Genomic DNA, 19581 nt, shown 5'->3' with positions numbered 1-19581 from the left:
ACACACTTCCCCATGCATTAGAATTAATGAAGAGGTATTGGGTTTTCCTTATCATTTCATAACTAGGAGGGAAGTGCATTCATGGAATACGATTACGAGTGGTTTAAAAAGGGCGTCTATGACCTTACCAAGATTGATCTTAATGCTTATAAAGAAAAACAGATGAAAAGAAGAATCGATACCCTTATCGGTAAGTATGAAGTTAAGGGCTATGACGGATTCCTTGCTCTTATCAAAAAAGACAGAGAAGCCTTGGATTCTTTTGTAACATACCTTACCATCAATGTATCTGAGTTCTTCCGAAACATGGATCAGTGGAACCTTATGGATAAAGAGATGGTTCCTGAGCTTATGAATAAGTTTGGCAAGAACCTTAAGATCTGGAGTGCGGCCTGCTCAACAGGTGACGAGCCTTATACAATTGTTATGATGCTCTCCAAACACATGCCACTTAATCAGATCAATGTCTATGCTACTGACCTTGACGCTGTGGTTCTGGCCAAGGCTAAGGCTGCTATTTATGATAAAAAAGAGATTGCCAATACTCCTGAGGAGTTTAAAAAGAAATACTTTACAGAGACCCCTGATGGCAAGATGAAGGTATCCAGCGAGATCACATCCCGCGTTACTTTTAAGCAGGCTGATCTTTTAAGAGATCCCTATCCAAAGGATTGCCACCTTATTGTATGTCGTAACGTTCTTATCTACTTCACTGAGGAAGCTAAGGATGACATTTTCAGAAAGTATTATGCAAACCTTGTTCCCGGCGGTATCCTCTTTATCGGAAGTACAGAACAGATCGTCAATTACAAGGATATCGGCTTTGTTCGTAAGAATTCCTTCTACTATGAGAAGCCTAAGGGATAAATAAGTTTAGAGCAAAAAATCTATTTTGCAAAAGTAGAAAAATATAAGCTGCGAAAATGCGTTAAATAACGTATATTTCGCAGCTTTAATTTTATACAATTATTTCAACATAAACAAAGTGATAACAAATCACGTAGTTATCACTGTCAGGCAACTGATGACATAGTGTTTTTTCTTGAAAGGAAGGTGAGTGTTATGTTGTCGCTGCTATTTATTATTTTATTCTTTGCTGTTTTCGGAAAAATGGTAAGTTTTGCATTTAAAGCTACCTGGAGCATCTTTAAGATTGTTATGTATCTGGTGTTCCTTCCAATGATCATTATTGGATTTGTGATCGGCGGATTTATATATATAGCAATTCCGGTACTTATCATAATTGGAATTGCAAGCTTATTTGCAAATGCTTGACTATGTAAATTGAAAGGAGAACAAAGGTATGAATATTACATTGGAAGCTGTTGAAAAGGTAATGGAAGAAACAGGTGTTGATTACAAGGTTGCAAAAGAGGCTCTTCTTAAAACGGATGGAGACGTTGAAGCTGCAATAAAGAGCATTCAGCCAAACACTAATGACATAAGTGATGATATCAAGGCTCTTATTGATAAGCTTAAAAACAAAGTTGAAGAGGGCAACGTAGACAGAGTTCAGATCAAAAAAGGCGAGGAAGTAGTTTTTAGTGTTCCTGTCAACGTAGGAATCCTTGGAGGAATCCTGGGACTTGCTACCGCACCTTGGGCTCTCATCGCTGGCTCCGTAGCAGCATTTGGTCTTGGCTGCAAACTCGAAGTAGTCAAAAAAGACGGAACCACCGACGAAGTAAAATAACCCCCTACCCCCACCAAAACAGTGCACCCGTTCCTCCTTGTAAGCGGGTGCACTCATTCTAAAAGTTTTTTTCGTCGGCTTCAGTTCGGGTATTCATGGACTTCTGGAAGAGGCATAAGAATTCTACGGTTCAAAACTCGCGCCAGGGCAGCGCTTGCGAGGCGGCCAGTTTCCTATGCGAGTCTTAGATGGCAAATGCGATTTTCTAATGTTTCCACAGCAGTTTTTCCAGCGCATGCGAAGCGTTGTCTGAAGCAGGACGGAATATACTTAATCTCATAAGAAAATGCCATTTGGCGCTTGCGCCATAAAGAAATGCGAAATCAATCTTTCAAGCTTGCTTGAAGAAGTTGATTTCGCATTTCTTGTATACGCCCGCATTGCGGGCTATGGCATTTTCTATTGCAATATTGCTCACCGTCCTGCAAGTTTACGCTGCAGCATGCGCATTAAAAGAAAAACTGCGGAAACATCTGAGAAAATCTGCATTTGTCAGTGACGAGCACTACGGGAACTGGCGTGAGTGAAAAGCTGCCTCCTGGCGCTCGAACATGTTGAACCGAAGCAGAATTCTTATGACCTTCCAGGAGCCTCATGAATTCCCCCTCCTTACACAGACGAAAAAAACTTTTATGAATATCGTTTCCCGCTTACTCGGAGGAACATAAACTACATTTGACACAATTTACAAATCAGTATAAATTATTGGAGTTAATGTAATGAGTTGGATTTTGTGATAGGAATGTGATATGAATGAGATATCAGTTACGAAATTAAATAAGATGCCAAGAGAATCTTATGTGCTTGTAGATGTTCGCAGTGAGAGTCTTGCGGATTATGGTATGATGCCAGGTGCTATATGGGTTAGTGCAGAGGATATTGAAAAGGGCAATATAGAAAAGATTGAGAATATCCCTGCTGATAAGAAGATAATATTCTACTGCCAGATAGGCCAGAAGTCTCAGGAGATATGTGGCCTTCCATGCTTTGAGGGCAGGGACTGCTATAGCCTTAAGGGCGGATATATGGAATACCTCCAGGATGAGCTTTCAAGGAGCGAAGCTGGAGCTAAGCAGGAAAAAGCAGAGGAGAGCATACGCAAGAAATTCCACAAGCAGCTCTTTTCCCCATTTGCCAAGGCATGTAAGACTTACAAGCTGATAAATGAAGGTGATCATATAGCTGTGTGCATCTCAGGCGGCAAGGACTCTATGCTGATGGCCAAGCTCTTTCAGGAAATCCAGAAGCACAGACAGGTCAAGTTTGACGTGACTTTTCTTGTAATGGATCCTGGCTACAATAAGGAGAACAGAGCCCTCATTGAGAGCAATGCCAAGGCTCTTGGAATCCCGGTTACAATTTTTGAGAGCACCATTTTTGATACAGTTGATACTATCGAAAAGAGTCCATGCTATCTCTGTGCCAGAATGAGACGCGGATATCTGTATAGCAAGGCTAAAGAGCTGGGATGTAACAAGATTGCTCTTGGTCACCACTACGACGATGTTATCGAGACTATCCTTATGGGAATGCTCTATGGCGGCCAGGTTCAGACTATGATGCCCAAGCTCCATAGCACTAACTTTGAGGGCATGGAGCTTATCAGACCTATGTACTTTATAAGGGAAGCTGATATATGCGCCTGGAGAGACTATAACGAACTGCATTTCCTTCAGTGTGCATGTCACTTTACAGAGACCTGCTCAACCTGTCATACTGATGGAACTACAGCATCCAAGCGTCTTGAGACCAAGCACCTTATAGCTGCTATGAAGAAGGATAATCCTTTTGTAGAGGCTAACATCTTTAAGAGCGTTGAGAACGTAAGCCTCAATACAGTTATTGCTTATAAAAAAGATGGAGTTAAGCACCATTTCCTTGATGAGTATTGATTATTATACTGATGAAAAAAGAGTCCTGGCCTTTTCTTTTGGTCAGGACTCTCCTAGTATATGGGCTATTACGTGAGATGCATACAAACTCATGGCAAACCGGCTCTTTTTCATATTGTCATTAAGATCAAAGAAAAAGCGACTGTCTTTATAGTCTTCCTTGAAAAATGGAGCAAATACAAGGTCCCACTCCAGCAGATACTGGCCTTCCTTTTTGGTATAGCAGTTCTCGGGAGTTGCCTTTTCACGGAAAGACTTATCCACAAATTCAGCAATAGACTTGTGTATAGCCATATCCTCTTTTGGCAGATAATAGTAATCCCTGTAATTTGAATAGTAGTACTTAAGCTCGGTTTCGTAGAGAGGAACCCGAAGAGTAGCTTCTTTTCCTACAATCTTAAAAAAGCATCCGTCAAGATTTCCTGAAAGAGATGAAGGAAGCTCAAAGGGAAGTGCCAGCTTCATAAAGACTTCCTGCTTGCTAGAACCGTCCAGATCCTTGTAGTAATTGGCCTGAACCTTCTTGGCCCTGACTGGAAGCTCATAATTATAGGCGTTGTCATCTATTTCCTCATCGGTTCTGATAGAAACCTCAGGCATATTTTCAAACAGGTGAAAGAACTCTAAATATCGCAGCATCGGCAAAAGCCCGAACATTCCCTTTACATCCTCGAAATTATGAAGCAATAGAAGCTTAAGCTTCTCGGGGTCCTTGCTCTCGGTAAAGTCCTTGTACACCGGGATCAGCTTGCCTCCGTCATATTTGTCCTCTCTGTCAATCCCAAGGTATAGCTCTATGGTTTTTTGTTTACAGTCAGGAAGCCCTAATTGGAGCTTAAATGGAGATATCTTTTTATACAGGTCAAAAGATTCTATGCCTTCAAAGGGATCATTAAGGCCATGGAGAGTACATCTTGCCTGAATAAAGGGAATATCAAAACGATTACCGTTAAAGTGTATAAGATACTTAAAATCCTTAATAAGATCAGAAAAACTTTCAAGGATTTCTTTTTCGTGATCTTTGTTCTCGGCCATGAACTGGGCTATATGCCAGGTATGACCCTGATAGTAGGAAACTCCGATAAGATAGACCTCCGCTGTCTTGGGAGATAAGCCGCATGTCTCTATGTCGAAAAAAAGAATCTCAGAAAGATTGCAGCCAAAGAGCTTATCCAATGAGTTTGCTATATCATTTTCTGAAAGTGAAAATTCTTCGCTGGTCCTTATCATATGGTTTTGCCATCCTCCCCAATGCTCTTTTTGCCTATATTGCATTGAATAGACTTATTATATCAAATAATAATCTGAAAAAATCTACATTTTTATATATGTTTATTTACAAATATACGATAAAATGTAGAATTTTTGCATAAAAATGGCTATACTTATAGTGTTGGGGAACATTTTCTCAAAAGGTCTTTTGAGATAAGTTTTCAAATAATAAATTGAAAGAAGGGTAGGAAATGGCTAGAGGTACGTTCGCGGGCGGTATCCATCCATATGAAGGCAAGGAATTGTCTAAGGATAAGCCCATCAAATCAGTGCTACCAAAAGGGGATTTAGTTTATCCTTTGTCTCAGCACATCGGAGCACCGGCTAAAGCGATTGTTGCAGTTGGTGATCACGTTCTTACCGGTCAGAAAATAGCGGAGGCTGGAGGATTTGTTTCTGCAAATATTTTCTCAACGGTATCTGGAACTGTTAAGGCAATAGAAAAACGTCGCCTTACTACTGGCGCTATGTGCGACAGTATCATCGTCGAGAATGACGGCAAATATGAAGAAGTTGAGTTTAAGCCTCTCAAACCTTATGAAGAGATGACTCCGGAAGACAAGATCGCGGCTGTCCGCGAGGCGGGAGTTGTTGGTATGGGCGGAGCAGGCTTCCCGACTGCTGTTAAATTTGCGCCAAAAGAGCCTGACAAAATTGATTATGTTATCGCGAATTGCTCTGAGTGTGAGCCATATCTGACCTCTGATTATAGACGTATGGTAGAAGAGCCAGAGCTTCTTCTTGAGGGCCTTAAGATTGCAGTCAGCATTTTCCCTAATGCAAGGGGAATTCTTGCAATTGAGGACAACAAGCCTGATTGTATTGCCAAGTACAAAGAGCTGACTAAGGATGAGGACAAGATAAGTGTTAAGGCTGTTAAGACCAAGTATCCTGAGGGCGCTGAGAGAATGCTTATCTATGCCTGCACCGGTAGAGAGATCAATTCTTCAATGCTTCCTGCAGATGCAGGTTGCATCGTTGATAACGTTGATACACTCTGCGCAGTTGCAAGAGCGGTAAAAGAGGGACGTCCTCTAATGGAGAGAATTGTAACTATTACTGGCGACTGCATTGCAGATCCTAGAAACTATAAAGTCAGGATTGGTACTAACTACCAGGAACTTATTGAAGATGCTGGCGGTTTTGTTACTGAGCCTGCCAAGATCATATCTGGCGGTCCTATGATGGGCTTTGCTATTTTTGATCTTGATGTTCCTACTACAAAGACTGCATCAGCAATTACTGCATTTTCCAAGGATGCTGTTTCAGAAATGGAGCCTTCAGCCTGCATTAACTGTGCACGCTGCGTAGAGGTCTGCCCTGAAAGACTTGTTCCAAAGAATCTTGCAGATGCTGTAGAACACAACAATGAACAGGCATTCCTTGATATGTACGGAATGGAATGCTGTGAGTGCGGATGCTGTAGCTATATCTGCCCTGCAAGACGTCAGCTTACACAGCTGATCAAGGGTATGAGAAAGATTCAGCTTGGCAAGAGGAAAAAGTGAGGGGAGGAATAGCTTAAATGAGTGAACTTAGAAAAGTGTCTTCCAATCCACATGTAAGATCCAAGACTACAACATCTAATATCATGATGTGGGTGGTTATTGCCCTGCTTCCTGCAGCTGGCTTTGGTATCTATAACTTTGGTGTGGATGCACTAATTATTTTGTTATTATCAGTGGCTACCTGCGTGTTCTCAGAGTTCATCTATGAGAAGGCATTGCACAAGCCTGTTACTATTGGGGATCTGTCTGCGGTTGTGACAGGTCTTTTGCTGGGACTTAACCTTCCATCTACTGTGCCGTGGTGGATACCGGTTCTGGGCGGTGTGTTTGCAATTATCCTGGTCAAGCAGCTCTTTGGCGGCCTTGGACAGAACTTTATGAACCCGGCCCTTGGCGGAAGATGTTTCCTTGTTATTTCCTTCCCGGCCATCATGACAAACTTTATCACTGATACCTATACAGGTGCTACACCTCTTGCAAATCTTAAAAATGGTGTAGAGGTAAACGTAATGGATATGCTCATTGGTAGAACAGGTGGTACTATTGGTGAGACATCAATGCTTTGCATCGCAATTGGCGCTATGATCCTGTTTGCAGTTGGAATCATTGACTACGTTATCCCATTTACCTATATCATCTCATTTGCACTGTTTGTAGCTCTTTTTGGAGGATATGGATTTAACTGGTCCTACATTTCAGCACACCTTGCTGGCGGCGGACTTATGCTGGGTGCCTTCTTTATGGCAACTGACTATGTTACATGCCCTATAACTCCAAAGGGAAGATTTATCTATGGCTTGATACTTGGTATTTTAACTGGTATTTTCCGAATCTTCGGAGCCAATGCAGAAGGCGTTTCCTATGCGATCATAATCTCAAACCTTCTGGTTCCTCTTATTGAGAAATTTACCATCCCAAGAGCCTTCGGTATCAAGAAATCTGCAAAGAAGGAGGCGAAAAGAGCATGAATGATACAAAAAGCATGATTAAAAACGCCCTTATTCTTTTTGCAATCACACTGGTAGCTGGTGTCCTTTTGGGACTCGTATATCAGGTGACCAAAGACCCTATAGCTTATCAGGACAAACTGGCTCAGGACAAGGCTAATCAGTCAGTTTTTGCTGCGGCTTCAACCTTTAATGACAAAGAGATCAACGAGGCTGCACTTCTTGATGCTGAGACCAAGCACGGCGGAGTTACTATTGAGAGTGTAAAAGAGGCTGTTGATGGAAACGGAGCTGTCCTTGGCTATGTTATCCAGGTTCAGTCAAAGGGCTATGGCGATATGATCGAGTACACCGTTGGTATTACAAACGAGGGTAATGTTAATGGAATATCCATTATTTCAATTGCTGAGACTCCTGGACTTGGAATGAATGCAGATAAGGTTTTAACTCCACAGTTTGTGGACAAAGCTGCGACTCAGTTTACAGTAGTTAAAAATGGTCAGCTCTCAGATGCAAGCACACAGATTGAGGCTATTTCAGGAGCTACCATCACTTCAAGAGCCGTAACAAACGGCGTTAATGCTGCTGTAGATTATTTTAATGATGCATTGAAAGGAGGACAGTGATGAGCACAGGTTCAAAAAAAGGCGCTTTGGGCTTTAGGCAGGATTCACCCGCTGAAAGATTTTTTAACGGCCTCATTGCTGAAAACCCTACTTTAGTTCTTATGATTGGTATGTGTCCAACCCTTGCGGTTACTTCCTCTGCCATAAACGGCCTTGGAATGGGACTTGCTACCACATTCGTTTTAGCACTTAGTAATGCAGTTATTGCAGCACTTCGTAAGACGATTCCTTCAACAGTAAGAATTCCGTCTTTCATCGTTGTAATTGCTTCATTCGTTACACTTGTTGAGCTCCTTATGAAGGCTTATGTTCCTTCTCTCAACAAGGCACTGGGAGTTTATATCCCACTTATCGTTGTTAACTGTATCATCTTTGGTAGAGCGGAAGCTTATGCCAGTAAGCATGGTATTATTCCTTCATTCTTTGATGGAATAGGCATGGGAATTGGATTTACCTGTGCAATTACAGTTATCGGACTTATAAGAGAATTTATCGGCGGCGGAACAGCTTTCGATGTTCAGATACTTGGCGAAGGAACTGTAGTTCCCGGCCCTGTAGGCGCATTCCTTTCAGGCTATCAGCCAATCAGTATCTTTATCCAGCAGGCAGGTGCTTTCTTTGTTCTGGCATTCCTTATTGCCATCATGAACAAGATCAAGATAAACGCTGCCAAGAAGGGTAAAGAGACCAAGATAGGCCAGGGATGCTGCGGCTCAGAAGAAGCTGCTGTTGCAGATAAAGTTATCGCAGAAAAAGCTGGAAAGGAGGCTGAATGATCATGGAAACAATTCTTAGTCTTGTAGGGCTTATGATTACAGCTTCACTTGTTAATAACGTAGTACTTAGCCAGTTCCTTGGACTTTGCCCTTTCCTTGGAGTTTCCAAGAAAACAGATACAGCACTGGGAATGGGCGGCGCATGTATCTTCGTTATCACACTGGCTTCACTAGTTTGTAGTATTATTTATAAGTTTATCCTTGATCCACTGGATCTGTCCTATCTTAGGACTATCGTATTTATCCTTGTAATTGCCATGCTGGTTCAGTTCGTTGAGATGATCCTAAAGAAATACATCGTATCTCTTTATCAGGCACTGGGAGTTTACCTTCCTCTTATCACAACAAACTGTGCAGTTCTTGGCGTAGCTATCAACAATGTCAATGACGGTTATACAATTCTCCAGAGCGTAGTAACCGGATTCGCTACTGCAGTTGGTTTCACGATCGCCATTGTTATCCTGGCCGGACTTCGTGAAAAGATGGAATACAACGATATTCCTGCTCCATTTAAGGGGATGCCACTGGTTCTTTTGACATCAGGACTTATGGCAATTGCCTTCACTGGATTTAGCGCGTTGAAATGAGCGATATAGGGACGAGAAGTTACATTTATGTCTGCTTGCAGATATATGAATGTAACCTCGAGGACCGAACGTACATGAGTAAAAAAGATATACGAATGAAATGAGTATATCGATTTACGAATGTATGTAGTATTGCGAGAGTACGAAGTACGGAGCAATACGTATATCGCGGAGTAAATTAACAAGGAGATTAGACATGATTAGTGGAATACTAATTGCAACCTGCGTTGTGGCTGGTGTCGGAATTGTAATAGGTATAATCCTTGGCATAGCTGACATGAAGTTGCATGTAGATGTAGATGAAAAGGAAGCAGCCATTTTAGAGGTTCTTCCTGGAAACAACTGTGGCGGTTGTGGATTCCCTGGCTGTTCTGGCTGTGCAGCAGCTATTGCCAAGGGAGAAGCTGCTGTCAATCAGTGCCCTGTTGGCGGTGCTCCAGTTGCAGCTCAGATTTCTGAGATCATGGGAATGGCAACTATTGAATCCAAAAAGATGGTAGCTTTCGTTCACTGCGGCGGTGACTGCGAGAAAGCCAAGCAGCAGTACGAATATAGCGGTACAGCAGATTGTAGACTCCAGATGCAGGCTCCAGGCGGCGGCTCTAAGACTTGCTCCTATGGATGCCTTGGCGGTGGAAGCTGCGTATCTGTTTGCCAGTTTGATGCGATCCATGTGGTTAATGGAATTGCAGTTGTGGATAAAGATTCCTGTAAGGCCTGCGGAAAGTGTATAGATATCTGCCCACGACATCTTATCGACCTTATTCCTTATGACGCTGGCGAAGCTGTTGCCTGCAAATCACAGGATATGGGTAAGGCTGTTAACGGATACTGCTCAGTTGGCTGTATAGCTTGTCACATCTGTGAAAAGAACTGCCCATCCGGCGCGATCACAGTTGAGAACAATGTAGCAAGCATTGATCAGGACAAGTGCACAAAGTGTGGCACCTGCGTAGAGAAATGTCCAAAGAAAGCAATTAAGGCAATCTCATAACTTATGTAAAATGTAAAAAGAGCTTCCGCTGCCAGACAATTGGTGGTGGAAGCTTTTCTTTTCTTGTTGAAGAGAGAAAGATTAGTGTATAATTCTATGAAGTGACCATTGATGGAGGCATATCTTTTGAAAGAAAAACTTGTTGGGAAAAATGATATTATCATGATCGGCGTACTTGTTTTGTGCGGAGCCGTAATTGCTCTGGCACTACTACTTACAAGGCATGAAGGCAGTCAGGCTGTTGTGAGCGTTGATGGCAAAGAGATTGCATCTTTTCCCCTGGATAAAGATATTACATATGAAATAGATGGGTATGAGGGTGGACACAACACTCTTATAATAAAAGATGGCGTTGCTTACATGTCAGATGCAAGTTGTCCGGATCATCTCTGTATGGGGATGGGTAAGATATCTAAAAATGGCCAGTCAATCATCTGCCTTCCAAACCGCGTTGTGGTGGAAATCAGGGACGCAGGAGGTAAGGCTCCCGAATATGACGTGGTAGGCTGATGGTGATAGAACAAAAGGTACCGGAATAATATATGAAAAGAAAGGGTTAATGCCTGATAATACCTTGCATAGGAGATTATGAGGCTGGAGATAAATGAGAACAAAGAAGATTACGACAATTGGAATATTGACTTCTCTTGCGCTTATCTTAAGCTACGTGGAATCTCAGATCCCGGCTTTTGTGGCTATACCTGGCATGAAACTTGGCCTTACCAATATAGTTGTTCTCACTACTCTTTATATACTTGATGTTAAAAGCGCAATGCTTATAAATATCATAAGGATCATCATCGTAGCAATCCTCTTTGGAAGTGCCATGAGCTTTGCTTTTTCATTTGTAGGTGGAATGCTGAGCACAATAGTCATGATCCTTCTTAAGAAAAGCGGCAGGATGAAGATAATTGGAGTCAGCGCTGCTGGCGGTATCACCCATAACGTAGGCCAGATCTTAACTGCAATGGTCCTTCTTGGAACTAAGGCAATTGCCTGGTATCTGCCTGTCCTGTGGATTTCAGGTATCTTTAGCGGCGTGGTCATAGGAATTATCGGCGGCCTTGTAACAGCAAGACTTGGCAAGATAAGTCAGGATAGATAAATACGGCTCTTCACAAAATGTTCACAAGGGAATAGAAAATATTCTCTTGTGTTTTCTTTTTATTTCTGTATAATGATTTTTCGTCGGCATTCAGCTGACATTAAATCACGAGAATTCTCTCGATGATTTTCCACACAACAATTTTATAGTACGCGCGCAGAGAGCTTGCTATAAGAGGACTCTTTTTCTCTTTTGCAGCTGATGCTGCGCAAGAAGAAAGGGAGAATGTGTAAAATGAAATTCAAATTGTTTAGGAAAAAAGAGTCAAGTAACTCGATCAAGGTGCTTCTAAAGAAGCTCAAAAGACATGACACCAAGGTGGTGGCTGTAGCAGTCATCATTGCGCTGTTTCTAAGCGGAGGACTTATCTATATCAGTACTCCGATAGTTGCGACAACTGCGACAGAGGAAATTGCAGAAAGCGGAAGACAATCAAACAAGGAAACAACAGAAAAGCTCAATGAGATCAATAAATATCTGACTGAGCTTGATAAGGTGGTTACTAATAATCAAAAGAGTCTTAATACCATCACACAAAATTCAGGCTATACAAGTTCCAAGGAAACCATCGATGCTACAGGTAAGACAACCAATACAATAAGCGAGAAGGTTACCACACTTGGCGGGTCTCTCAAGGAAGTCCACACAACAATTGAGAGTACAACAAGTAAGATTGAGGAGCTGAATAAGGCTCTGGAAAAGAATGATACAGCCAATAAGCAGCAACTTGAAAAGGATTTTGCCCAGGTCAACCAGGATCTTGCCAAGGTTCATACACAGTATGAGGAGGCCAAAAAGCAGAACAAGGAACTTATCGAGAAACTTCAAAAGGATATGACTGATGGCGATAAAAAGCTTGGCGATAGTTCAACTGAGAATCATAAAGCTCTTTTAAAGGAGCTTGAGACCATGGATAAGAGCATGGAGGAAAAGAACACTAAGACCATAGAGACTTTCCAGGGGGACATTGCAAAGCTTAGTGAGAGCATGGATAAACAGCTTGAAGTTATAAATACTTCTGTAAATACTATGAACAGCTCTATGAATTCGGGTTTAGGCGAATTAAAGGAATATGTTGGAAACGTGGCAGGCGGCATTAACGGAAGGCTTGACCAGGTTTTTCAATCTGTGAGTGATGGCAAAAAGCTATTGGCATCCACATTGCTCACTAAGGGTATCGTAATCGCTGAGGATGCCACATTTCAGGAGATCAGCAAGGCTATCATGGACATTCCAACAACGATCACTGTTCAGGAGATGACAGGAACAGTTGTCTATGACAAGCACTTTCATACGGATGGAAAGGGCACTGAGTGCAACGAACATCACGTCTCTATTGATAGAATGGGCGGCTGCTATAATAAACCTTACTATCATGTCCATGATTCCAGCTGTTACAGAACAAGCATCAGCTACAGCTACTACACCAAACAGGAAACATATGTACAGCACTGGGCAAGAGATGAGAACGGCCATGCTATTTTTAGATATGAATGTCGAAACTGCCATTCTTCCTTTGAAAGTACGGATGGTGAGCATCTGGAGTATGCAAGCACTTATGATCAGGCTCGCAGAAGAGATGGTACCGGAATCAAGGAACATGTAAATCAGGTTCTTGTATGTGGCAAGAATGGCAGTACTCTTGAAGGTTACAGCTGCTCCTGCGGCTATCTCCACGGACAAATACTTGCGGCGCACATTGATTATAGTATGAACAAGAATCTTAAGTCTCTTCCTGACTTGGAACAGTCTCACATGGCTGTGCAGGCACCTGGTGCTGGCAAGGCTTTGGATGCGCTTATGCTTCTTACAGATGTGGACATGAGTGTAGGGGAAAAAGATATTACATTGGAAAAAGAATTATCTGGGTCTGAAAATGTAAGCGTAGCTGAGCCTGAGGGAAAAGAGAATTCTGATCAGGCAGGGAATTTAGCCTCAGTGGAGGGAAGTGCAGACGGCAAAGTTGCAGGCGATAAAGCTCAAGGCGACAAAGCCGCAGGTGATATAGATGCAGATAATACAGAATCTACAAATAAAGAATCAGGGAATATGAATGAAAGTGATTCCTCAAAACAGAGTAACAAAGATATGCCTGGAAATATAGGTAAAGATAATAACCCAGAACAAAGCAATAATGCAGTATTGAATGAAGGAGGTAGCTCTTTTGCTGAGAATTCAGAGAATGAAGAACAAAAGAAACAGAATTCCAATATTAGTACTGAAGGTAATACGAACGCTGATAATACTCTGCAGGACAATTTAGCTCAGTAATGTGTTATCCATGTTTAACATACAAAAGCCCGTATTTAGTGCCTTCTTGACATTCTTTCTGCCTGTGCTTACAATGTACTTTGTTGTAGTGTTTATAGCACAGATATTGTGAAGAATGGAGCGATAAAATGACAAAAATAGATATTATTTCAGGCTTTTTGGGAGCTGGTAAGACAACTCTCATCAAGAAGCTTTTAAAGGAAGCATTAAATGGAACTAAGGTTGTTCTTATCGAGAACGAGTTTGGTGAGATCGGTATCGATGGCGGTTTCCTCAAGGAAGCTGGAATTGAGATCACAGAGATGAATTCAGGATGTATCTGCTGTTCACTTGTTGGAGACTTTGAGACATCACTCAAGCAGGTAATGGAGCAGTATGCACCAGAGAGAATCCTTATCGAGCCCTCAGGAGTAGGCAAACTTTCTGATGTTATGAGAGCTATTCAGAATATTGCAGAGGGCAGCTCAGATATGGAGCTTAACAGTGCTGTTACTGTTGTAGACGTTTCTAAGGCCAAGGTTTATATCAAGAACTTCGGTGAGTTCTTTATCAACCAGATTGAGAATGCAGGAACAATCATTCTTACAAGAACAGACAAGGCTGATCAGAAGAAGATCGAGGATGCAGTAGAGCTTATCCGTCAGCACAATGACAAGGCAACTATCATTACTACTCCTCTTGATCAGATTACAGGTAAAGAGATCCTTGATACCTTCGAGGGTAACAACGACCTTGAGGCAGAACTTCTCAGACAGGTTATGGAGGAAGAAGAGCATCACCACCATCATCATCACGAGCATGGCAGTCACAAGGTTGTCAACGAGGATGGTTCAGTAGTTTATAAGGCGCATCATCACGAAGATGGTGAGGAGTGCGATGATGAGGAGTGCAGCTGCCACCATCACCACCATGATCATGACGAGGATGAGCATGAACATGAGCATCATCATCACCACGATCATGACGATCACGACGAAGATGAGCACGAGCATGAGCATCACCACCACCACGATCATGACGAGGATGAGCACGAGCATGAGCATGAGCATCATCATCACCACGATCATGACGAGGATGAGCACGAGCATGAGCATGAGCATCATCATCACCACGATCATGACGAGGATGAGCACGAACATGAGCATCATCACCACCATGATCATGACGACCATGATCACGCAGCTCATGATGTATTCGTAAGCTGGGGTATGGAAACACCTCTTAAATATACTAAGGATGAAATTGAGAAGATGCTTGGACAGCTCGAGGATGAAGAGAGATTTGGTATCGTTCTTCGTACTAAGGGTGTTGTTCCTACAGCAGATGGACAGTGGATTGAATTCGACTATGTTCCTGGAGAAGCAGACGTCAGAGACGGTGCAGCTGATGTAACAGGTAAATTCTGCGTTATCGGTTCACAGCTCAAGGAAGATAATCTCGAGAAGTTGTTTAGAAGATTATGATTAGGAGAGCCAAATTGAAACCAGTATATATTATCAATGGATTTTTAGACAGTGGGAAGACAGATTTCTTCCGCTATACAATAGCTCAGCCATACTTTAGGACTAAGGGTAAGACTCTTTTGATTGTCTGTGAAGATGGTGAGAATGACTATGAGGAGAAGCTTCTTAAGGCTACTAATACAGTAGTGGAGCGCATTGAAGAGGAAGAGGATTTTAATCCTGATGCACTTGTGGCTCTTGATGCCAAGCACAACCCAGAGCGTATTCTTGTTGAGTACAATGGTATGTGGAATTTCAAGAACATGAGACTTCCTGTTATGTGGAATCTTGAGCAGCAGATCACAGTGATTGATGGATCAAGCTTTGAACTGTATTTCAACAATATGAAGTCACTTCTTGCTGAGCAGATCCGTAATTCTGATCTTATTCTCTTTAACAGATGTGATGGTCTTGAGGATCTTGCATCTTATAAGAGAAATGTTAAGGCTATAAATCAGAAGGCTGACATCATCTTCGAGGACAAGAATGGAGAAGTGGATGTGACTCTTGATGAGGATCTTCCATTTGATCTTAATGCTGATCCTATTGACCTTAACAATTATGGATATGGAATGTTCTATCTTGATGCTCTTGATCACGTTGATAGATACGAAGGCAAGACTGTTAGATTTAAAGGAATGGTTCTTAAGCCAGAAGAGTTCCCCGAGAACAGATTTGTTCCTGGTAGAATGGCAATGACTTGTTGCGCTCAGGATATGCAGTTTTTGGGCTTTGCCTGTGAATATGAGGATACCAAATCTCTTAATGAGAAGGAATGGGTTCTTGTCACAGCCAAGGTTGTCAAAGAGTATGTAGCTGAGTATCAGGGAGAGGGCCCTGTACTTAAGGCTATTTCTGTCGAGAAGACAACTGAGCCTGCTAATACTGTAATCGATTTTTCTAATCCAGAGCAGTAATAGCTAATATTATCAGAAGTAATCTACATCTGGCATTTTGCTTTTTGGCAGGATGCCAGATTATTTACTATAACGAAAACCATAAATGTGTGGGGGTAATGGTGTTTAATTATAATATTATTCAGTGGTTGTTTCTTTTTTTCTTTTATAGTTTCTGCGGCTGGTGCTGGGAATCCGCATATGTTTCCATTTTGGAAAAGAGATTTGTCAACAGGGGCTTTATGAGAGGGCCATTTTTGCCTTTGTATGGATGCGGAGGCGCTATGATGCTGATCGTGTCCAAGCCTTATTATGACAATATTTTTCTTGTTTACATCGCAGGCTGCATTGGTGCTACGATACTGGAGTACCTGACAGGCGTCCTTATGGAGACTCTTTTTAAAGTCAGATATTGGACCTATGATCACAAAAAGTTTAACTATAAGGGTTATATCTGTCTGGAATCATCTTTGTTCTGGGGCGTATGTACAGTTGTATTTTCGCATTTTCTTCAGCTCCCCATAGAAAAGCTTCTTTTAGCTATTCCGATGAATATTTTATCCATCGTAACTATTATCCTTACCGTGATAAATAGTTGCGACTTTATGCTTGCTTTTAAGACTGCAATTGAACTTAGAGATGTCCTTATGTACATGGATAAGGCAAGGGAAGAGATGCGCAGGATGCAGAGGCGTCTTGATGTCATCATTGCCTTTAGAGGCGAAGATGTCAAGGAAGTTAAGGACGGAATTGGTTCTAGGATGGAAAATCTTGGCAATAAGGCCTATGAGCTTGGCTTTGGCCTTAGCAGTAAGGTTGGCGAGATTGGAAATGGCATAGGCAATAGGCTCGATGTTTTGGGATCGTCTCTTGAGAAATCTTTCAGCACAGTCAGGGAAAAGATAATGTCGAGTCCCTCTGATTATGTGCTGGGAGTAAGAGAAGAAGTATCTGAATTATATGCCAAATATAGGATTATCAAGGATAGGATGACTCCTGCCCCTGTTAAGGATTTCTTTGAATGGTACAAGGAGCGCACAATTATGGGCAACCCAACCATGTCTTCTGAGAAGTTTAAGTTTAGTCTTGAGGAGATAAAAGAAAAAATAATAAAAAAGAAATAAAGAAAACCTCGTGTCGGTGAGAAGACACGAGGTTTTAATTGTTGTATAAAAATTTTTTATGATTATCTGAAAGAAGTTAAGCCATCTTGTTAACAGCCTGAGCAAGACGAGAAACTTTTCTAGAAGCTGTGTTCTTCTTGAATACGCCCTTTGACTCAGCCTTGTCGATAGCAGATGTAGCAGCAAGAAGTGCCTTAGCAGCCTCTTCCTTGTTACCAGCCTCAACAGCAGCGCGAACCTTCTTAACCTCAGTCTTAACAGCAGACTTGATCATCTGGTTTCTAGCAGCCTTCTTCTCGTTAACTAAAATTCTCTTCTTGGCGGATTTAATATTAGCCATAATTACCTCCGATATACGCAAAAATTTATGAAATCATGTTCGTGTGCGCATTAAGCCGGACACGGACAGTTAATGCCACATACGGATTATATATTAGACTATATTCAAGATGATGTCAAGAGAGTTGCTTATTTTTTATGGATTTTTAGACGCTTACATGATATGATGATGTGAGCTAATTTTGACAATAATTATGTATAGAATAGAGGAATTAATTTTGGCAGATCAGAGCAAAATCAGAAATTTTTGTATTGTAGCACATATTGACCATGGTAAGTCTACTCTGGCAGACAGAATGATCGAGAAGACAGGCGTTCTGACCAGCAGAGAGATGCAGAATCAGGTACTTGATAATATGGATATCGAAAGGGAGAGAGGAATCACCATCAAATCCCAGGCAGTTCGAATGATCTATAAGGCAAGCGATGGTCAGGAATATACTTTCAATATGATCGACACACCAGGTCATGTAGACTTTGGTTATGAGGTTTCAAGATCTCTTGCAGCCTGCGACGGAGCAATCCTTGTTGTTGATGCAACTCAGGGCGTGGAGGCACAGACCCTTGCAAACGTATATATGGCTCTTGACCATGATCTAGATGTATTTCCTGTTATCAACAAGATAGATCTTCCAAGTGCACAGCCTCAGGAGGTCAAGGATGAGATAGAGGATGTAATCGGAATAGAGGCTCAGGATGCACCTCTTATTTCTGCCAAGAATGGTATTGGAATAGAGGACGTTTTAGAGGCGGTTGTTCACAAGATCCCAGCACCACAGGGAGATGTAAATGGACAGCTCAAGGCGCTTATCTTTGATAGCATTTATGATTCTTATAGAGGCGTTATCGTATTTGTCCGCGTAAGAGACGGCGTTATCAAAAAGGGCATGAAGGTTAAATTCATGGCAACCGGTGCAGAGGCTGATGTGGTAGAAGTTGGCTATTTTGGACCAGGTAGATTTATTGCAAGTGATGAACTTGCTGCTGGAGATGTTGGATATTTTACAGCTTCTATCAAGAATATCCAGGATACTCGTGTGGGCGATACTGTAACAGATATAGAAAATCCATGTGCTGAGGCGCTTCCAGGATATAAAAAGGTTATGCCTATGGTTTACTGCGGCCTTTACCCTGCAGACTCAGCTCATTATTCAGATCTTAGAGATGCCCTTGAAAAATTGCAGCTTAACGATGCCTCTTTATTTTATGAGCCAGAAACCTCACAGGCTCTGGGCTTTGGATTTAGAGCAGGCTTCCTGGGACTTCTTCATCTGGAAGTTATTCAGGAGAGACTTGAGAGAGAATATGACCTTAACCTTGTAACAACAGCTCCTTCTGTTGTCTATAAGGTTCATAAGACTGACGGCACCTGCTTTGACCTCACAAATCCTACAAATCTTCCTGATCCTTCAGAGATTGAATACATGGAAGAGCCTATAGTAAATGGTGAGATCATGGTAACTACTGATTATGTAGGAGCTATCATGCAGCTATGCCAGGAGAGAAGAGGAAAATATCTTAGTACTGATTATATTGAGCAGACAAGAGCAATCCTCAAGTACGAGCTTCCGCTTAATGAGATCATTTATGACTTCTTTGATGCACTTAAGTCAAGATCTCGCGGATATGCTTCTTTTGACTATGAACTTAAGGGCTATGAGAGATCTGAGCTTGTTAAGCTTGATATTCTCATCAACAGAGAAGAGGTTGATGCTCTTTCTTTCATCGTTCATAAAGAGGGTGCATATGAGAGAGGACGTAAGATGTGCGAGAAACTCAAGGACGAGATACCAAGGCACATGTTTGAGATTCCTATCCAGGCAGCTGTAGGCGGCAAGGTTATCGCAAGAGAAACAGTCAAGGCCTATAGGAAAGATGTACTTGCCAAGTGCTATGGCGGCGATATTTCCCGTAAGAAGAAACTTCTTGAGAAGCAGAAAGAGGGAAAGAAGAAGATGCGCCAGATTGGTAATGTTGAGGTGCCACAGGCAGCCTTCCTCAGCGTTCTAAAGCTTGATAATACGGACTGATATCTAATTATTTGCGAAA

General features: G+C 41.9%; 19 protein-coding genes. 17 read left to right on the top strand and 2 right to left on the bottom strand.

The annotated features are described in order from the left end of the window. The first annotated feature begins 81 nt into the window (after positions 1–81). From G631_RS0111805 to G631_RS0111785, 4 genes are all read left to right on the top strand, one after another. Positions 82–867: a CheR family methyltransferase gene (locus G631_RS0111805; RefSeq protein ID WP_026489627.1), complete on the top strand. Its 786-nt coding sequence runs from the start codon at positions 82–84 to the stop codon at positions 865–867. Between the two features lie 195 nt (positions 868–1062). Beyond that, positions 1063–1275 (top strand): hypothetical protein, encoded by a 213-nt coding sequence (locus G631_RS0111800; protein ID WP_026489626.1) that lies wholly within the window; start codon positions 1063–1065, stop codon positions 1273–1275. 28 nt (positions 1276–1303) lie between these two features. Next, complete coding sequence (locus tag G631_RS19020) at positions 1304–1693, top strand: DUF4342 domain-containing protein (protein WP_051197187.1); 390 nt, start codon at positions 1304–1306, stop codon at positions 1691–1693. Between the two features lie 749 nt (positions 1694–2442). Then, the gene (locus G631_RS0111785; protein WP_026489624.1) at positions 2443–3585 is read left to right on the top strand and encodes an ATP-binding protein; all 1143 of its coding nucleotides are present in this window, start codon (positions 2443–2445) and stop codon (positions 3583–3585) included. 42 nt (positions 3586–3627) lie between these two features. Here G631_RS0111785 and G631_RS0111780 read toward each other — a convergent pair whose 3' ends face one another. Beyond that, positions 3628–4815, bottom strand: a complete 1188-nt coding sequence (locus G631_RS0111780) for a ribonuclease H-like domain-containing protein (protein WP_026489623.1) — start codon at positions 4813–4815, stop codon at positions 3628–3630. A gap of 233 nt (positions 4816–5048) precedes the next feature. Here G631_RS0111780 and rsxC point away from each other — a divergent pair, with 233 nt between their 5' ends. The 12 genes from rsxC (at position 5049) to G631_RS0111720 (ending at position 17193) form a co-directional block, all read left to right on the top strand. After that, positions 5049–6365 (top strand): electron transport complex subunit RsxC, encoded by a 1317-nt coding sequence (rsxC, locus tag G631_RS0111775; protein ID WP_026489622.1) that lies wholly within the window; start codon positions 5049–5051, stop codon positions 6363–6365. 17 nt (positions 6366–6382) lie between these two features. After that, positions 6383–7333 carry an RnfABCDGE type electron transport complex subunit D gene (locus tag G631_RS0111770; RefSeq protein ID WP_026489621.1) on the top strand — a complete coding sequence of 317 codons (951 nt, stop codon included), beginning with the start codon at positions 6383–6385 and terminating at the stop codon, positions 7331–7333. After that, a complete protein-coding gene (locus G631_RS0111765; protein WP_026489620.1) occupies positions 7330–7938 on the top strand; it encodes an RnfABCDGE type electron transport complex subunit G in 609 nt (202 codons plus the stop codon). The genes G631_RS0111770 and G631_RS0111765 overlap by 4 nt, the downstream gene beginning before the upstream one ends. Then, on the top strand, positions 7938–8714 hold the full coding sequence (gene rsxE / locus G631_RS0111760; RefSeq protein WP_035789759.1) for an electron transport complex subunit RsxE: 777 nt from the start codon (positions 7938–7940) through the stop codon (positions 8712–8714). Before G631_RS0111765 ends, rsxE begins: the two co-directional genes overlap by 1 nt. Before the next feature lie 2 nt (positions 8715–8716). After that, positions 8717–9301 carry an electron transport complex subunit RsxA gene (gene rsxA / locus G631_RS0111755; protein WP_026489618.1) on the top strand — a complete coding sequence of 195 codons (585 nt, stop codon included), beginning with the start codon at positions 8717–8719 and terminating at the stop codon, positions 9299–9301. A gap of 196 nt (positions 9302–9497) precedes the next feature. Further along, the gene (locus G631_RS0111750; RefSeq protein ID WP_026489617.1) at positions 9498–10295 is read left to right on the top strand and encodes an RnfABCDGE type electron transport complex subunit B; all 798 of its coding nucleotides are present in this window, start codon (positions 9498–9500) and stop codon (positions 10293–10295) included. Between the two features lie 126 nt (positions 10296–10421). Then, positions 10422–10805: a NusG domain II-containing protein gene (locus G631_RS0111745; protein WP_196803859.1), complete on the top strand. Its 384-nt coding sequence runs from the start codon at positions 10422–10424 to the stop codon at positions 10803–10805. A gap of 94 nt (positions 10806–10899) precedes the next feature. Beyond that, positions 10900–11400 (top strand): Gx transporter family protein, encoded by a 501-nt coding sequence (locus tag G631_RS0111740; protein WP_026489615.1) that lies wholly within the window; start codon positions 10900–10902, stop codon positions 11398–11400. Between the two features lie 234 nt (positions 11401–11634). Then, a complete protein-coding gene (locus tag G631_RS0111735; RefSeq protein ID WP_026489614.1) occupies positions 11635–13671 on the top strand; it encodes a hypothetical protein in 2037 nt (678 codons plus the stop codon). A 128-nt stretch (positions 13672–13799) separates the two neighbouring features. Continuing rightward, positions 13800–15134 (top strand): CobW family GTP-binding protein, encoded by a 1335-nt coding sequence (locus G631_RS0111730; protein WP_026489613.1) that lies wholly within the window; start codon positions 13800–13802, stop codon positions 15132–15134. Beyond that, positions 15131–16090, top strand: a complete 960-nt coding sequence (locus G631_RS0111725) for a TIGR03943 family putative permease subunit (RefSeq protein ID WP_026489612.1) — start codon at positions 15131–15133, stop codon at positions 16088–16090. Before G631_RS0111730 ends, G631_RS0111725 begins: the two co-directional genes overlap by 4 nt. Positions 16091–16188: 98 nt before the next feature. After that, entirely contained in the window at positions 16189–17193 is a 1005-nt protein-coding gene (locus G631_RS0111720) for a putative ABC transporter permease (RefSeq protein WP_242829098.1), read from the top strand. 76 nt (positions 17194–17269) lie between these two features. On the opposite strand, the gene rpsT is transcribed toward G631_RS0111720, so the two are convergent. Continuing rightward, on the bottom strand, positions 17270–17533 hold the full coding sequence (gene rpsT / locus G631_RS0111715; protein WP_026489610.1) for a 30S ribosomal protein S20: 264 nt from the start codon (positions 17531–17533) through the stop codon (positions 17270–17272). 193 nt (positions 17534–17726) lie between these two features. Here rpsT and lepA point away from each other — a divergent pair, with 193 nt between their 5' ends. Beyond that, the gene (lepA, locus tag G631_RS0111710) at positions 17727–19562 is read left to right on the top strand and encodes a translation elongation factor 4 (protein ID WP_035789768.1); all 1836 of its coding nucleotides are present in this window, start codon (positions 17727–17729) and stop codon (positions 19560–19562) included. The last annotated feature ends 19 nt before the right edge of the window (positions 19563–19581 follow it).

The organism is Butyrivibrio sp. XBB1001 (assembly GCF_000424505.1).
Taxonomy (GTDB): Bacteria; Bacillota; Clostridia; order Lachnospirales; family Lachnospiraceae; genus Butyrivibrio.
The sequence above is the reverse complement of the archived record's forward strand: the minus strand, read 5'-3'. Positions and strand labels throughout refer to the sequence as shown.

What these genes read in the sequence shown, in the direction of transcription:
- G631_RS0111805 (WP_026489627.1), top strand. Translation starts at nt 82, where the DNA reads ATGGAATACGATTACGAGTGGTTTAAAAAGGGCGTCTATGACCTTACC.
- G631_RS0111800 (WP_026489626.1), top strand. Translation starts at nt 1,063, where the DNA reads ATGTTGTCGCTGCTATTTATTATTTTATTCTTTGCTGTTTTCGGAAAA.
- G631_RS19020 (WP_051197187.1), top strand. Translation starts at nt 1,304, where the DNA reads ATGAATATTACATTGGAAGCTGTTGAAAAGGTAATGGAAGAAACAGGT.
- G631_RS0111785 (WP_026489624.1), top strand. Translation starts at nt 2,443, where the DNA reads ATGAATGAGATATCAGTTACGAAATTAAATAAGATGCCAAGAGAATCT.
- G631_RS0111780 (WP_026489623.1), bottom strand. Translation starts at nt 4,815, where the DNA reads ATGATAAGGACCAGCGAAGAATTTTCACTTTCAGAAAATGATATAGCA.
- rsxC (WP_026489622.1), top strand. Translation starts at nt 5,049, where the DNA reads ATGGCTAGAGGTACGTTCGCGGGCGGTATCCATCCATATGAAGGCAAG.
- G631_RS0111770 (WP_026489621.1), top strand. Translation starts at nt 6,383, where the DNA reads ATGAGTGAACTTAGAAAAGTGTCTTCCAATCCACATGTAAGATCCAAG.
- G631_RS0111765 (WP_026489620.1), top strand. Translation starts at nt 7,330, where the DNA reads ATGAATGATACAAAAAGCATGATTAAAAACGCCCTTATTCTTTTTGCA.
- rsxE (WP_035789759.1), top strand. Translation starts at nt 7,938, where the DNA reads ATGAGCACAGGTTCAAAAAAAGGCGCTTTGGGCTTTAGGCAGGATTCA.
- rsxA (WP_026489618.1), top strand. Translation starts at nt 8,717, where the DNA reads ATGGAAACAATTCTTAGTCTTGTAGGGCTTATGATTACAGCTTCACTT.
- G631_RS0111750 (WP_026489617.1), top strand. Translation starts at nt 9,498, where the DNA reads ATGATTAGTGGAATACTAATTGCAACCTGCGTTGTGGCTGGTGTCGGA.
- G631_RS0111740 (WP_026489615.1), top strand. Translation starts at nt 10,900, where the DNA reads ATGAGAACAAAGAAGATTACGACAATTGGAATATTGACTTCTCTTGCG.
- G631_RS0111735 (WP_026489614.1), top strand. Translation starts at nt 11,635, where the DNA reads ATGAAATTCAAATTGTTTAGGAAAAAAGAGTCAAGTAACTCGATCAAG.
- G631_RS0111730 (WP_026489613.1), top strand. Translation starts at nt 13,800, where the DNA reads ATGACAAAAATAGATATTATTTCAGGCTTTTTGGGAGCTGGTAAGACA.
- G631_RS0111725 (WP_026489612.1), top strand. Translation starts at nt 15,131, where the DNA reads ATGATTAGGAGAGCCAAATTGAAACCAGTATATATTATCAATGGATTT.
- G631_RS0111720 (WP_242829098.1), top strand. Translation starts at nt 16,189, where the DNA reads ATGGTGTTTAATTATAATATTATTCAGTGGTTGTTTCTTTTTTTCTTT.
- rpsT (WP_026489610.1), bottom strand. Translation starts at nt 17,533, where the DNA reads ATGGCTAATATTAAATCCGCCAAGAAGAGAATTTTAGTTAACGAGAAG.
- lepA (WP_035789768.1), top strand. Translation starts at nt 17,727, where the DNA reads ATGTATAGAATAGAGGAATTAATTTTGGCAGATCAGAGCAAAATCAGA.